Annotated in this window: 13 protein-coding genes; 9 read left to right on the top strand and 4 right to left on the bottom strand. The window is 75.2% G+C overall.

What is annotated here, in order from left to right; translation table 11 throughout:
* The first annotated feature begins 215 nt into the window (after nucleotides 1–215).
* Nucleotides 216–2,825, top strand: a complete 2,610-nt coding sequence (glgP, locus tag AFB00_RS04475) for an alpha-glucan family phosphorylase (RefSeq protein ID WP_068796170.1) — start codon at nucleotides 216–218, stop codon at nucleotides 2,823–2,825.
* Nucleotides 2,826–2,865: 40 nt separating this feature from the next.
* On the opposite strand, the gene AFB00_RS04470 is transcribed toward glgP, so the two are convergent.
* Complete coding sequence (locus tag AFB00_RS04470; RefSeq protein ID WP_068796169.1) at nucleotides 2,866–3,675, bottom strand: hypothetical protein; 810 nt, start codon at nucleotides 3,673–3,675, stop codon at nucleotides 2,866–2,868.
* Between the two features lie 141 nt (nucleotides 3,676–3,816).
* Nucleotides 3,817–5,826, bottom strand: a complete 2,010-nt coding sequence (gene glgX / locus AFB00_RS04465; protein WP_068796168.1) for a glycogen debranching protein GlgX — start codon at nucleotides 5,824–5,826, stop codon at nucleotides 3,817–3,819.
* 112 nt (nucleotides 5,827–5,938) lie between these two features.
* Between glgX and AFB00_RS04460 the strand changes: the two genes are divergently transcribed.
* Together AFB00_RS04460 and AFB00_RS04455 are read left to right on the top strand one after the other, a co-directional pair.
* The gene (locus AFB00_RS04460; protein WP_068800005.1) at nucleotides 5,939–6,709 is read left to right on the top strand and encodes an ABC transporter ATP-binding protein; all 771 of its coding nucleotides are present in this window, start codon (nucleotides 5,939–5,941) and stop codon (nucleotides 6,707–6,709) included.
* A 20-nt stretch (nucleotides 6,710–6,729) separates the two neighbouring features.
* Complete coding sequence (locus AFB00_RS04455) at nucleotides 6,730–7,509, top strand: enoyl-CoA hydratase/isomerase family protein (protein WP_068796167.1); 780 nt, start codon at nucleotides 6,730–6,732, stop codon at nucleotides 7,507–7,509.
* Nucleotides 7,510–7,540: 31 nt separating this feature from the next.
* On the opposite strand, the gene AFB00_RS04450 is transcribed toward AFB00_RS04455, so the two are convergent.
* Nucleotides 7,541–8,125: a Uma2 family endonuclease gene (locus AFB00_RS04450; protein WP_068796166.1), complete on the bottom strand. Its 585-nt coding sequence runs from the start codon at nucleotides 8,123–8,125 to the stop codon at nucleotides 7,541–7,543.
* 62 nt (nucleotides 8,126–8,187) lie between these two features.
* On the opposite strand from AFB00_RS04450, the gene AFB00_RS04445 reads away from it, so the two are divergent.
* The 5 genes from AFB00_RS04445 (at nucleotide 8,188) to AFB00_RS04425 (ending at nucleotide 12,459) form a co-directional block, all read left to right on the top strand.
* Nucleotides 8,188–9,144 (top strand): class I SAM-dependent methyltransferase, encoded by a 957-nt coding sequence (locus tag AFB00_RS04445; RefSeq protein WP_068796165.1) that lies wholly within the window; start codon nucleotides 8,188–8,190, stop codon nucleotides 9,142–9,144.
* Complete coding sequence (gene macS / locus AFB00_RS04440) at nucleotides 9,141–10,334, top strand: MacS family sensor histidine kinase (protein ID WP_231974214.1); 1,194 nt, start codon at nucleotides 9,141–9,143, stop codon at nucleotides 10,332–10,334. The genes AFB00_RS04445 and macS overlap by 4 nt, the downstream gene beginning before the upstream one ends.
* Nucleotides 10,331–10,993, top strand: a complete 663-nt coding sequence (locus tag AFB00_RS04435) for a response regulator (RefSeq protein ID WP_068796164.1) — start codon at nucleotides 10,331–10,333, stop codon at nucleotides 10,991–10,993. The genes macS and AFB00_RS04435 overlap by 4 nt, the downstream gene beginning before the upstream one ends.
* 96 nt (nucleotides 10,994–11,089) lie before the next feature.
* Nucleotides 11,090–11,689, top strand: a complete 600-nt coding sequence (locus AFB00_RS04430) for a DedA family protein (RefSeq protein WP_068796163.1) — start codon at nucleotides 11,090–11,092, stop codon at nucleotides 11,687–11,689.
* A gap of 152 nt (nucleotides 11,690–11,841) precedes the next feature.
* On the top strand, nucleotides 11,842–12,459 hold the full coding sequence (locus AFB00_RS04425) for a response regulator transcription factor (RefSeq protein WP_068796162.1): 618 nt from the start codon (nucleotides 11,842–11,844) through the stop codon (nucleotides 12,457–12,459).
* A gap of 7 nt (nucleotides 12,460–12,466) precedes the next feature.
* Here the strand turns inward: AFB00_RS04425 and AFB00_RS04420 are convergent, their stop codons facing one another.
* Nucleotides 12,467–12,697 carry a hypothetical protein gene (locus AFB00_RS04420; protein ID WP_068796161.1) on the bottom strand — a complete coding sequence of 77 codons (231 nt, stop codon included), beginning with the start codon at nucleotides 12,695–12,697 and terminating at the stop codon, nucleotides 12,467–12,469.
* 89 nt (nucleotides 12,698–12,786) lie between these two features.
* Between AFB00_RS04420 and AFB00_RS04415 the strand changes: the two genes are divergently transcribed.
* Entirely contained in the window at nucleotides 12,787–13,494 is a 708-nt protein-coding gene (locus AFB00_RS04415; RefSeq protein ID WP_068796160.1) for an acyltransferase, read from the top strand.
* Nucleotide 13,495: the final 1 nt, after the last annotated feature.

The raw sequence follows: 13,495 nt of genomic DNA, 5'->3' as shown, positions 1-13,495 counted from the left end.
GTGCGGGAACAGTGTGGTGCCGCCCTGCGGATGCCGCCACACCTGCACGAGGAACCTGGAATGAACTCGGTCCGCGGCGTCGCGCGTCGTCCTCGGAACCGATTCGACGTGCACCGACCCAGCCGGATCTGCGATGTGCCAACCCTACCGACGCCCGCCCGCCGGGGCCGGGCGGGCAGGCGGGCGTGTCGCCGGGTCCCCGCTACTCTCGCCGGGTGAGAGCCCTCCGCAGATTCACCGTGCGTGCCCAGCTCCCCGGCCCGCTCGCCCCGCTGCAGACACTGGCCACGAACCTGCGGTGGACGTGGCACGCCCCCACCAGGGACCTGTTCGCCTCGCTCGACCCCGGTGTCTGGCAGGCGTGCGGGCAGGACCCGGTCCGGCTGCTGGGCGAGATCCCGAACTCCCGGCTCGCCGAGCTGGCCGCCGACGAGACGGTCGCCGCGCAGGTCGCGGAGCTGTCCGCGGACCTCGACCGCTACCTCACCGAGCCCCGCTGGTACTCCGCCGCCGGGGACGGTGACGGGGCGGCGGCCGGCCTGCCCTCGGCGATCGCCTACTTCTCGATGGAGTTCGGGGTCTCCGAGGTGCTGCCGAACTACTCCGGTGGCCTCGGCGTGCTCGCCGGGGACCACCTGAAGGCGGCGTCGGACCTGGGGGTCCCGCTGGTCGCGGTCGGCCTGCTCTACCGGTCCGGCTACTTCCGGCAGTCGCTGTCGCTGGACGGCTGGCAGCTGGAGCACTACCCGGCGATCGACCCGCAGGGGCTGCCGCTGCAGCTGCTCACCGAGGGCGGTCCCGGCGCCGACGGCCCGCCGGTGCTGGTCGAGGTCGCGATGCCCGGTGACCGGACGCTGCACGCCCGGGTCTGGCTGGCCCGGGTCGGGCGGGTGCCGCTGTTGCTGCTGGACTCCGACATCGAAGAGAACACGGTGGACAACACGGACGGGGCCGACCTGCGGGGCGTCACCGACCGGCTCTACGGCGGCGACCAGGACCACCGGATCCGGCAGGAGATCCTGATCGGGGTCGGCGGGGTCGGCGGGGTCCGCGCGGTGCGGGCGTTCTGCCGGGCCACCGGGCACCCGGCCCCGGCGGTGTTCCACACCAACGAGGGCCACGCCGGGTTCCTCGGGCTGGAACGGATCCGCGAGCTGTGCACCGGGTCGGCGGTGGCCTCCAACGGGGCCGGGCCGTCGTCCAGCTCGGCGGCGACGGTCTCCGGTGCCGGGCTCGGGTTCGACGAGGCGCTCGCCGCGGTCCGCGCCGGCACCGTCTTCACCACCCACACCCCGGTCCCGGCCGGGATCGACCGGTTCGGCCTGGACCTGGTCCGGCACTACCTGACCGACCGGCTGCTGCCGGGGCTGCCGCCGGAGCGGGTGCTCGCGCTCGGTGCCGAGGAGGACCCGGCCACCTTCAACATGGCGCACATGGGCCTGCGGCTGGCCCAGCGGGCGAACGGCGTCTCGCAGCTGCACGGCCGCGTCTCCCGGGAGATGTTCGGCGCGATGTGGTCCGGTTTCGACCGCGACGAGGTGCCGATCGGCTCGGTGACCAACGGCGTGCACGGCCACACCTGGGAGTCCGACCAGGTCACCGCGCTCATCGGCCCGCCGGAGGAGCCGGTCGCCGCCGTCGCCGACGCCGATCTCTGGGCGCTGCGCAACACCCTGCGCTCCCGCCTGGTCGACGAGGTCCGGCGCCGGGTCCGGGCGGCCTGGCTGGAGCGCGGCGCGGCCGAGCCGGAGCTGGGCTGGACCGGCCACGTGTTCGACCGGGACGTGCTGACCGTCGGGTTCGCCCGGCGGGTGCCCACCTACAAGCGGCTCACCCTGATGCTGCGCGACCCGGAGCGGCTGCGCGGGCTGCTGCTCGACCCGCACCGGCCGGTGCAGCTGATCGTCGCCGGCAAGTCGCACCCCGCCGACGACGGCGGCAAGGCACTCATCCAGCAGATCGTCCGGTTCGCCGACGACGCCGGCGTCCGGCACCGGATCGTCTTCCTGCCCGACTACGACATGTCGATGGCCCGGTACCTCTACTGGGGCTGCGACGTGTGGCTCAACAACCCGCTGCGCCCGCTGGAGGCGTGCGGCACGTCCGGGATGAAGTCGGCCCTCAACGGCGGGCTCAACCTCTCGATCCGGGACGGCTGGTGGGACGAGTTCTACGACGGCTCCGGTGGCTGGGCGATCCCGACCGCGGACGGCGTCGAGGACCCGACCCGGCGCGACGACCTGGAGGCGAACGCGCTCTACGAGCTGCTCGCGACCCAGGTGGGCCCGGCGTTCTACGACCGGGTCGACGGCGTCCCGCCGCGCTGGGTGGAGATGGTGCGGCACACGCTGACCACGCTGCGGCCCAAGGTGCAGGCGACCCGGATGGTCCGCGAGTACGTGCAGGACTGGTACGCCCCGGCGGCGCGGGCCGCGGCCGGGGACTACGCCGCGGCCCGGGACGTCGCCCGGTACCGGGCCCGGCTGGACGAGGCGTGGGACCGGGTGCGGATCACCGGCGTCGACGTGACCGGGCTGCCCGACACCCCGGTCGTCGGGGCGCCGATGACGGTGCGGGCCGGGGTGGAGCTGGCCGGGCTGGAGCCGTCGGACGTGGCGGTCCAGGCCGTCGTGGGCCGGGTGGACGACGCCGACGAGCTCGCCGACCCGGTCGCCGCGGCGATGGAGCACCGCGGCGACGGGACCTGGGAGGTCGCGGTCCCGCTGCCGCACGCCGGGCTCACCGGGTACACGGTGCGGGTACTGCCCGCGCACCCGCACCTGGCCTCGTCGGTGGAGCTGGGACGGATCGTGCTGGCCGGCTGACCGGTCGCCGCCGCACCACCCGGTGCGGCGGCTCCCGGGATCAGGCCGCGGGCGCCGGCGCCGGTGCGGGGGCCGGCGCCTGCTCGGTGACGGTCGCCGACGCGGTGGCGACGTGCTCGACGCCGCGCGGTGACGTCGTGGTCAGGACCAGCTCGTGCGGCCCGGGGGCCAGTCCCTCGGCGGTCAGCACGGTGTCGGCCTGCCCGCCGCAGGTGCCCGACGCCGCCGCGGCGCCGTCCACCGTCAGCTCGCACGGCCCGGAGACGTAGGGGTCGATCGGCTGCTCGCGGGTGGCGAGGACGGTCAGCGTCCCCGGCGCGGTCTGCTCGGCGGTGATCGACATGTGGATCACGCAGGTCGTGTCCGAACCCGCGGAGGCGGTCACCGCGGGGCCGGGCACCGGCGTGCCGTCCGGGCCCGGGAGCAGCGCGCGCACGGTCGCGGTGATCGGGGCCCGGCAGTAGTCGACGTAGACCGGGCCGCTCCGGGTCTCCTCGGTCGTCTCGCCGAGCAGCCGGGCGCCGTTGACGTCGGTGATCTCCACGGCGTACCCGGTGGGGGAGGCGTCCCCGTGCCCGGACGGCGGTGCCCACCGCGCCTCGACGGCGATCCCGCGGGCGCCGCCGCCCGGCACCGGGGCCAGCACCAGGTCGCGGACCGGGCCCGGCGGGACCGGGGCCGGGGCCGGCTCGCCCGGGACGGGCGCGGCCTCCGCCGCGGGCGGCGGTGGCGGCGGGACCGGCGGCACCGGTGCGGCCTGCGCGGTCGCGGCGGCCGGGACGAGCACGGCGACGGCGGCGACCAGCACGGCGGCGGCCCGGCCCGGGTGGATCAGCGTTCCGATGTGCACGGACTCCCCGATTCGACGGATGCAACGGCACCCATCCCATCGCCCAGGCCCGACGGTGCGTCACACATACGAATGAACTACGCCCTTTCGGGGCAGCGTTTCGTCACGTATCGGATCCGGGGTGGGCCCGGCCACACCCGGTCAGCGGCTGCGGAACAGCTGCACCGAGCGCGGGGGCAGGACGACCGTCCCGCCGGCCGGGAGGGCGCCGGGGTCGGCGGGCGCGCCGTCGTCGGTGGTCGAGTCCAGCACCGGGTCGAAGCCGTGCTCGGTCGGCAGCCGGCAGTCCACCGGCCCCGCCCCGGCGTGCAGCAGCAGCAGCCAGTAGTCGGCGAGCAGCACGACGAGGGTCTGCCGGCCGCCGTCGTGCCAGTCGCCCGGCTCCATCGGCCGCCCGGACGGGTCCCACCAGAGCACCTCGCCGTCGACGTAGAACTGGTCGCGGTGCAGCACCGGTGACTCCCGGCGCAGCGCCGCGACCCGGGCGGTGAACGCCTCCATGGCCGCGGTCTCGTCGGTGGCCGTCCAGTCCACCCAGGACGTCTCGTCGTCGCGGCAGTAGGCGTTGTTGTTCCCGCCCTGGGTGCGCCAGCGCTCGTCGCCGCCGGTGATCATCGGCGTGCCGATCGACAGCAGCAGGGTCGCCATCATCGCCCGCGCGGTCGCGAGCCGGGCGGTGCGGACGCCCGCGTCGTCGGTCTCGCCCTCGACGCCGAGGTTCTGCGACCGGTTGTCGTCGGTGCCGTCCCGGTTGTTCTCGCCGTTGCCCTCGTTGTGCTTGCGCTCGTAGGAGACGAGATCGCGCAGTGTGAAGCCGTCGTGCGCGGTGACGAAGTTGACCGACGCCCACGGCCGGCGCCCGGACAGCGCGTAGATGTCGGAGCTGCCGGTCAGCCGGGACGCGAGCTCGGCGACGCCGCCGTGGCCGCGCCAGAAGTCGCGCACGGCGTCGCGGTAGCGGCCGTTCCACTCCGACCAGGCGACGCCGAACCCGCCGACCCGGTAGCCCTCGCCGGTCGCGTCCCACGGCTCGGCGATGAGCTTGCAGGTCGACAGCGTCGGGTCCTGGGCGATCGCGGTGAGCAGAGCCGAGTCCGGGGAGAACGGTCCCGAGCGCGGCCGGCCCAGCACCGAGGCGAGGTCGATCCGGAACCCGTCGACGCCGTAGGCGTGCACCCAGTGCCGCATCGCGTCGCAGACCAGCCGGATCACCGTCGGCGAGCCGGCGTCGAGGGTGTTGCCGGTGCCGGTGATGTCCGCGTCGTGCCCGGAGCCACCCAGCGAGTAGTACGCCGGGGCGTCCAGCCCGCGGTAGGACAGCGTGGTGCCGCCGACCCCGCCCTCGCAGGTGTGGTTGGGCACGATGTCGCAGATGACCTCGATCCCGGCCGCGTGCAGGGTGTCGACCAGGTAGCGGAACTCGACGCGCTCGTTGCCCGGGACGGCCGCGTAGCCGGGGTGCGGGGCGAGGAACCCGAGGGTGGCGTAGCCCCAGTAGTTCGACGCGCCCCGCTCCAGCAGCGACGGCTCGGGGGCGCTCGCCTGGACCGGCAGCAGCTCGACGGCGGTGATCCCGGTGCGCTGCAGGTGCGCGACGACGGCCGGGTGGGCCAGGCCGAGGTAGGTGCCCCGGTGCGGCTCGGGCACCTCGGGGTGCAGCCGCGTCCAGCCGCGGACGTGCAGCTCGGAGACGACGGTCTCCGACCACGGCACGTCCGGTCGCGGCGGGCGCGGGCCCGGCTCGCCACCGGTGACGACCGACAGCGGCACGCTGCCGAGCGAGTCCACCGTGCTCGGCCGTCCGGACATGGGGTCGCCGTGCCAGCCGCGGGCGGCGACCACGTCGGTCACCGAGCCGGTCACCTGCCGCGCGTACGGGTCGACGAGGATCTTGTGCGGGTTGCTGCGCAGACCGTCGAACGGCCGGTAGGGCCCGTGCGCGCGGAACCCGTAGCGCTGGCCGGCGCGGACGCCGGGCACGTGCCCGTGCCAGACGCCGAAGGTGTGTTCGCACAGCTCGACCCGGCGCTCGGTGAGCGCCCCGGGTTCGCCGTCGACCAGGCAGACCTCGATGGTCTCCGCGCTGGTGGAGGCGACCGCGAAGCGGGTCCCGTGGTCGTCGGGGTGGGCACCGAGAGGGAAGACAGGCACGGTCGGCCAGGATAGGGGGGTGTCTTCCCCCGGACTCCCGCACGCGAACGGCGTCACAGAGATCACCTCCCCGACCGGCAGCCCGATCGACGACGAGGACCTGGTGATCGGGATGGACGGCGCGACCGTCCGTCGCGGTCCCACCACCCTGCTCGACGCCGTGGACTGGCGGGTCGAGCTCGACGAGCGCTGGGTCGTGCTCGGCCCCAACGGCGCCGGCAAGACGACGCTGCTGCGTCTCGCCGGTGCCGAGCTGCACCCGACGTCGGGTCTGGTGCACGTCCTCGGCGAACGGATGGGCCGGGTCAACGTGTTCGAGCTGCGCCCGCGGATCGGGCTGACCTCGGCCAACCTCGGCGTCCGGATCCCCGGCGACGAGCAGGTCGCCGACGTCGTCGTCTCCGCCGGCTACGGCGTGCTCGGCCGCTGGCGCGAGGAGTACGAGAGCACCGACACCGGCCGCGCGCGGCAGCTGCTGGAGCAGCTCGGGATGGGCGGGCTGGCCGACCGTGCCTACGGCACGCTGTCCGAGGGCGAGCGCAAGCGCACGCTCATCGCCCGGGCACTGATGACCGACCCGGAGCTGCTGCTGCTCGACGAGCCCGCCGCCGGTCTCGACCTCGGCGGGCGCGAGGACCTGGTCGGGCGGCTCGCGGACCTGGCCGACGACCCCTACGCCCCGGCGTCGGTGCTGGTCACCCACCACGTCGAGGAGATCCCGCCGAACTACACGCACGGGATGCTGCTGCGCGACGGGAAGGTCGTCGCGGCCGGCCTGCTCGACGACGTGATGACCTCGGGCCCGCTGTCGGAGACCTTCGGTCTGGCGCTGACCGTGGAACGCCGGGCCGGTGGCCGGTTCACCGCCTACCGGAGCGCCTGAACCGGGTTAGGGTCGCCCGCGTGACCGAATTCGTGAGCCTGTCCGTGGACGCCGGCGTCGGGACGATCCGGATCGACCGCCCGCCGATGAACGCCCTGAACCGCCAGATCCAGGGCGAGCTGCTGGAGGTGGCCGGCGAGGCGGCCACCCGGGCCGACGTGCGCGCCGTGGTCGTGTACGGCGGGGAGAAGACCTTCGCGGCGGGTGCGGACGTCAAGGAGATGGCGTCGATGTCCTACGCCGACATGGCGCCGGTGGCCCGCAGGCTGTCCGCCGGGCTCGGGGCGATCTCGACGATCCCGAAGCCGACCGTCGCCGCGGTCACCGGGTACGCGCTCGGCGGCGGGCTCGAGGTCGTGCTGGGCGCCGACCGGCGGATCGCCGGGGACAACGTCAAGCTCGGGTTCCCGGAGATCCTGCTCGGCATCTTCCCCGGCGGCGGCGGGACCCAGCGCACCGCGCGGCTGATCGGGCCGAGCCGGACCAAGGACCTGATCTACACCGGCCGGATGGTGCCCGCCGACGAGGCGCTCGCGATCGGGCTGGTCGACGAGGTCGTCGGGGCGGACGAGGTCTACGCCCGCGCGGTGGCCTGGGCGGCCCAGTTCACCTCCGGCCCCGCACTGGCCTACGCGGCGGCGAAGAAGGCGATCGACAACGGCCTCGACACCGACCTGCGGACCGGCCTCGACATCGAGTCCGAGCTCTTCGCCGGGGTGTTCGCCTCCGACGACGCGCGGACCGGCATGGCGAGCTTCGTGGAGAACGGGCCCGGCAAGGCGACCTTCACCGGCCGCTGAGGCCCACCCCGTGGCCGCCGGGCCGGCCGGGTCAGCGGGCCCAGGCGGGCAGCAGGTCCCGCAGCGCGACGTCGACGGCGAACGGCCGGTCGGCGACGAGCCGGTCGACCGGGCAGTCGAGCTCGCGGTACCTGTCGCCCGCCGGGTCCGGGCCGTAGCGCCGGGCCCGGATCGGGCCGAGCTCGATCCGCCAGAACGACCCGATGCCGTGGCCCGCGTACAGCGCGGGTTTCACGATCCGGTCCTCCACGTGGGAGCCGGGGGACTCGATCTCCACGGCGAGCAGGACCTCCGACGGGGAGAACCAGTGCCGCCCGGGCTCGCTGGATCGGACCACCGCGAGATCCGGGATCCGGGTGAGCTGCGGGCCGAACCGGATCTCGACCGCCTGCGCAGCAGCGAGTCCGGGTGGGCAGTCCGCGGCGAGCCGGGCGAACAGCAGCCCGGAGACGCTCTGATGGAGGTTGGAGGGGGAGGGGGACACGGTGAGCGCTCCGTCCGTCAGCTCGTAGCGCACCTGCGACTCCGGCCAGCGGTCCAGATCCTCGACCGTCCACCCGTCGGCAGGCCGCTCGAGCTGGTGCGGCTCGCTCACCTGGTCCGTCACGGTGCTCATGGTCGCACTATGACCGAGCCCACCGACAGTTCCGGCCAGGGCGTTCTGCGAAACTCCTGCTCATGAGTTCGGACCCGGCGCCCACCCCGCACGCCACCGCCGAGCAGGTCGAGGCCGCCCGGCACGACCCGAAACTCGCGAACGTCCTCTACCACGACTGGGAGGCCGGCACCTACGACGAGAAGTGGTCGATCAGCTACGACGAGCGCTGCATCGACTACGCCGCCGGCCGGTTCCGGGCCGCCGCCCCGTGGGACGGCCGCCCGTACCTGCGCGCGCTGGAGCTCGGCAGCGGCACCGGGTTCTTCCTGCTCAACCTCATGCAGGCCGGGGTCGCCGAGCGGGGGGTCGTCACCGACCTGTCCCCGGGGATGGTCGCGGCCGCCACCCGCAACGCCGAGGGGCTGGGGCTCGACGTCGAGGGCCGGGTCGTCGACGGCGAGCACATCCCGTTCCCGGACGACAGCTTCGACCTCGTCGTCGGGCACGCCGTGCTGCACCACATCCCGGACGTCGAGGCCGCGTTCGCCGAGGTGCTGCGGGTCCTCGAACCGGGCGGGCGGTTCGTCTTCGCCGGTGAACCCACCACGGTGGGCGACGCCTACGCCCGCACCCTCGGGCAGTGGACCTGGAAGGCCACCACCGCGCTCACCCGGCTGCCCGCGCTGCAGGACTGGCGGCGCCCGCAGACCGAACTCGACGAGTCCTCCCGGGCCGCGGCGCTGGAGGCCTGCGTCGACATCCACACGTTCGACCCCGCCGACCTGGAGCGCACCGCGCGCCGGGCCGGCGCGGAGGGCGTGCGTGCCGGCACCGAGGAGTTCTCGGCCGCGATGCTGGGCTGGCCGGTCCGGACGTTCGAGGCGGCCGTCCCGCCCGGCAAGCTCGGCTGGAACTGGGCGATGTTCGCCTACCACGGCTGGCAGCGGCTGTCCTGGCTGGACGAGCACGTCCTGTCCCGGGTGGTGCCGCGCAGCTGGTTCTACAACGCGCTCATCACCGGCACCAAACCGCGGTGACGCCACCGGCCGGGGCGGTGCGGCGGGCCCGGTCCCGGGCGCGCGACGCCACGCTCGTCGACACCGAGCACCCGCTGGAGCCGTTCTGGCGCGGCATCATCGCCTGCCGGCTGCTCACGCTGGTGACGGTCGTCGGCGTCACGCTCTACCACCTGCGCACCGGCTACGAGAGCCCGGCGGCCGCGATCGGCGTCCTGGTCGTGATGGCCGGCTGGACGGCGGTGACGTCCTGGGGCTACCTCGGCGGCCTCCCCGGCGCCCCGGACGTCCGCGGCCGGCTCGCGCTCGCCGATCTCGGCGTCTGCGTCGCGGTGATGGCGACGACCCCGTGGATCGTCACGACGGCGCACCTCGACGACGGCGGCCCCGGCATGGGCTCGATCTGGACCTCCGGTGCGGTGCTGGCCTGCGCGGTCGCCTTCCGGATCCGGGGCGGGCTGCTCGCCGCGGCGGTGATCTCGGTGGCGCTGGTGCTGTCGAAGGACCGGTTCGGCGCGCTGGAGCTGGGCGACATCCAGCTGCTGGTGCTGGCCGGGCTCACCGTCGGCTACGGCTCGCTCGTGCTGGAGCGCGCCGCCGCCCGGCTGCGCCGCCTCGCCGCCGAGCAGGCCGCGGCCGCCGAGCGCGAGCGGCTCACCCGGGCCGTGCACGACGGCGTGCTGCAGGTGCTCGCGCACGTCCAGCGGCGCGGTGCGGAGCTGGGCGGCGGTGCGGCCGAGCTCGGCCTGCTGGCGGCGGAGCAGGAGACCTCGCTGCGGGCGCTGCTGTCCGGCCCGGGGACGACCGACGCGGCCGGCCGCCGGGACCTCGCGGCGGCCCTGCGGCAGCTGGCGTCGGGCCGGGTCACGGTGTCCGCGCCGGGGCACGCCGTGGAGCTGGCGGCCACCGCCGCCGGCGAGCTGGAGGGGGCGGTCCGCGCGGCACTGGCGAACGTCGCCCTGCACGCCGGCCGGGACGCGCACGCCTGGGTCCTGGTCGAGGAGCTGGCCGGCGCGATCGAGGTGAGCGTGCGCGACGACGGCCCCGGCATCCCGGACGGCCGCCTCGCCGAGGCCGAGGCCGAGGGCCGGATGGGGGTGTCGCGCTCGATCCGCGGCCGGGTCGAGGACATCGGCGGCACGCTGCGGCTGGACACCGGGCCGGACCTGGGTACTGAATGGGTGATCCGGCTGGACAGGGGGACGGCATGAGCGATCCGGCGATCCGGGTGATGGTGGTCGACGACCACCCGATCTGGCGCGACGGCGTCGCCCGGGACCTGGCCGAGCGCGGGCTGGAGGTCGTGGCGACCGCGTCGGACGCCCCGTCGGCGGTCCGGATCGCGGGCACGGTCCGGCCCGACGTCGTCCTCATGGACCTGAACCTGGGCCGGACCTCCGGGGTCGAGGCCATCGCCGGGATCGCGCAGGGCTCCCCGGAGTCCCGGGTGCTGGTGCTCTCCGCCTCCGGCGAGCACGCCGACGTGCTGGAGGCGGTCAAGGCGGGCGCGCTCGGGTACCTGGTCAAGTCCGCGGGGGCCGAGGAGCTGCTGGAGGCGATCCGGCGGACCGCCCGCGGCGTCGCGGTGTTCACGCCGGGGCTCGCCGGGCTGGTGCTGGGGGAGTACCGGCGCCTGGCCGACGCGCCGCGCCCCGCCGACGGCGCACCGGCCGTCCCGGCGCTGACCGAGCGCGAGACCGAGGTGCTGCGCCTGGTCGCGAAGGGGATGACCGCGAAGCAGATCGCCGCCAGGCTCGTCGTCTCGCACCGGACGGTGGAGAGCCACGTGCAGAACACGCTGCGCAAGCTGCAGCTGCACAACCGCAGCCAGCTCGTCCGCTACGCCATCGAGCAGGGCCTGACCGACTGAGCGGACCCCCGCCGAGCACCCCCGGTCTCGATCCGGTCACGGTACCGGGGCAGACTCGGGGCCGGACCCGTCCGACGCTCCCCACCGGAGACGCCCGTGCCCGACCCGACCGCGCTGATCGGGTACGTCCTGGACAGCCCGTGGCTGCTCCCGCTGCTGACGCTGGCGGTGATCTGCGACGGGCCGATGCCGTTCCTGCCGAGCGAGCCGGTCCTGTTCAGCGCGACCGCGACGGCCGTGGCCGACGGTGACCGGTGGCGGGTGCTCGCGCTGTTCGCCGCGGTGCTGGTCGGTTCGCTGGCCGGGGACGGCCTGCTCTACGGCGCCGGCCGGTCCTCGACCGCGCTGCTGCGCCCCGGCCGGCGCGACCACGGGATCGGCGCCTGGGTCCGCCGGCACCTGCACCGGCGGCCGATCGTCGCCCTGGTCGCGACCCGGCTGCTGCCCGGCGGCCGCCTGGCGAGCGTGACGGCGGCCGGCCGGGTCCGGCTGCCGCTGCGCGCGTTCCTGCCCGCGACCGTGGCCAGCTCGCTGCTGTGGAGCGCCTGGATGACCGGTATGGGTGTGCTCCTCGGGCCGATCACCCACGGCGACCCGCTGCTGTCGATGCTCGCCGGGCTGGTGCTCGCCGTCGCGGTCGCCGGGACGGCCGCCGTGGCGCGCCGGATCCTCCGGCCGGGGGCCCGGCCCGCCTGAACCGTCCGTGGGCGGATATGGTGACGCAAACAACGCTCGGTGACCCCCGGTGGAGCAGTCACTCACCGTTCGGCCGTGCCGTCCGTGCTGTGCGGCATGACAAGCTGATCCGTCCGGGCGAACCCGGACGAGTCAGCTGAGGAGACCAGTACGTGCACGGCGACCAGACCGATCCGCCCGGCGTCGTCGTGGTGGGGGACCCACCCGTCCCGGCGGGCTCCCGGCTCGTGGGCCGCACCCCGAACGGCCCGGCCGAGGCCGTGGCGACCGCCGTGGCCCGGCTCGGCCCGGCACTGGTCGTGGTGGACCTGGCCGGTCCGCGGGAGGCCGGGCTCGCCGCGATCGCGGCGTTGCTGAGCCGGACGCCGGAGATCCCGGTGGTCGCCGTCACCGGGCCGCCCGCCGACCACGAACTCGTGCTCGACGCCGTCCGGGCGGGGGCGACCGGGGTGGCCGCGACCGGCGACCCGGCTGAGCTCGCCGGGATCGTCGCCGCGGCGGTGGCCGGGCGGCCGGCGTTCTCCCCGGGGCTGGCCGCGGTCGTCCTGGAGTCGGTGGCCGCCCCGGTGCGCACGGTGCCGGACCTGAGCCCCCGCGAGTCCGAGGTGCTCCGGCTGGTCGTCGAGGGCCTGACCGCGAAGCAGATCGCGGCCCGGCTGGTGCTCTCCCCGCGCACGGTGGAGAACCACGTGCAGCGCCTGCTGCGCAAGTTCGACGTCCCCGGCCGGGGCGCACTCGTCCGGTACGCGATCGAGCAGGGACTGGCCTGAGCCGGTCCTACTCGCTGCGGGTGGGCTCGTCGTCGTGGTCGGTGGCGACCTCGCGGGCGGCGGCCGCGGTGGCGCCGGAGTCGTCGGTGGTGGCGGGGGAGCGCGGGTTGCCGGAGTGGTCGCGCTCGTCGCGGACCGTCCCCGCCCCGCCGTAGGTCAGCTCACCGGTGCCGACCTCGGAGCCGACGGTGCCGTCGGTGCGCCCGGGGTCGCCGGTGGGGGTGCGGTCGTCGCTCACGTGCGTCTCCTGGGATCGGGGGCGTGCCGGGGCGTGTCGGGTCGGAGGTACCCGCGGACCGGCCGCTGCACACGCCTAGGGTCGGCCGGGTGCGACCGCAGGACGATCCGGGGCAGGCCCGGCTGTTCACCCTCACCTCGCTGCGCTGGATCCTGCGCCACCGGGCCGTCACACCCTGGTACCTGCTGCGGTACTGGCGGTTGCTGGTCCTGCGGGTCCGGCACCCGCACGTCGTCCTGCGCGGGATGGTGTTCCTCGGCCGGGGGGTGACGATCGAGGCCCGGCCCGGGTTCGGGCGCCTGGAGATCGGGCGCTGGGTGCACGTCGGCGACGGGACGGCGCTGCGCTGCCACGAGGGGTCGATGCGGATCGGGGACAAGGTCGTCCTCGGCCGGGACAACACGCTGAACTGCTACCTCGACGTCGAGGTCGGTGCGGCCACCCTGATCGCCGACTGGGTCTACGTCACCGACTTCGACCACCGCACCGACGACGTGCACCGGCCGATCAAGGACCAGGGCATCGTGAAGGCCCCGGTCCGGATCGGGGAGGGCTGCTGGCTCGGGGTGAAGACCACGGTGCTGCGCGGCACCCGGATCGGTCACGGGACGGTGCTCGGCGCGCACGCCGTGGCCCGCGGCGACCTGCCCGCGGAGTCGATCGCCGTCGGCAGCCCGGCCCGGGTGGTGCGCGACCGCCGCGCCGACCACGAGGCCGCGGCCGCCGAGCGCGCCGCCGTCGCCGACATGGCGCGCAAGGCCGACCGCGCGCTGCGCGCCCGCCTCGACCGCGCCTGAG

Origin of the sequence: Pseudonocardia sp. HH130630-07, from assembly GCF_001698125.1 — a bacterium.
GTDB lineage: Bacteria > Actinomycetota > Actinomycetes > Mycobacteriales > Pseudonocardiaceae > Pseudonocardia.
Note: the sequence above shows the minus strand (reverse complement) of the source record. Positions and strands in the feature narration are given on the sequence as shown.

Coding starts and splice junctions, on each gene's coding strand:
- AFB00_RS04460 (WP_068800005.1), top strand. CDS start 5,939: ATGGACGGCGCGACCGTCCGTCGCGGTCCCACCACCCTGCTCGACGCC.
- AFB00_RS04450 (WP_068796166.1), bottom strand. CDS start 8,125: ATGAGCACCGTGACGGACCAGGTGAGCGAGCCGCACCAGCTCGAGCGG.
- AFB00_RS04445 (WP_068796165.1), top strand. CDS start 8,188: ATGAGTTCGGACCCGGCGCCCACCCCGCACGCCACCGCCGAGCAGGTC.
- AFB00_RS04435 (WP_068796164.1), top strand. CDS start 10,331: ATGAGCGATCCGGCGATCCGGGTGATGGTGGTCGACGACCACCCGATC.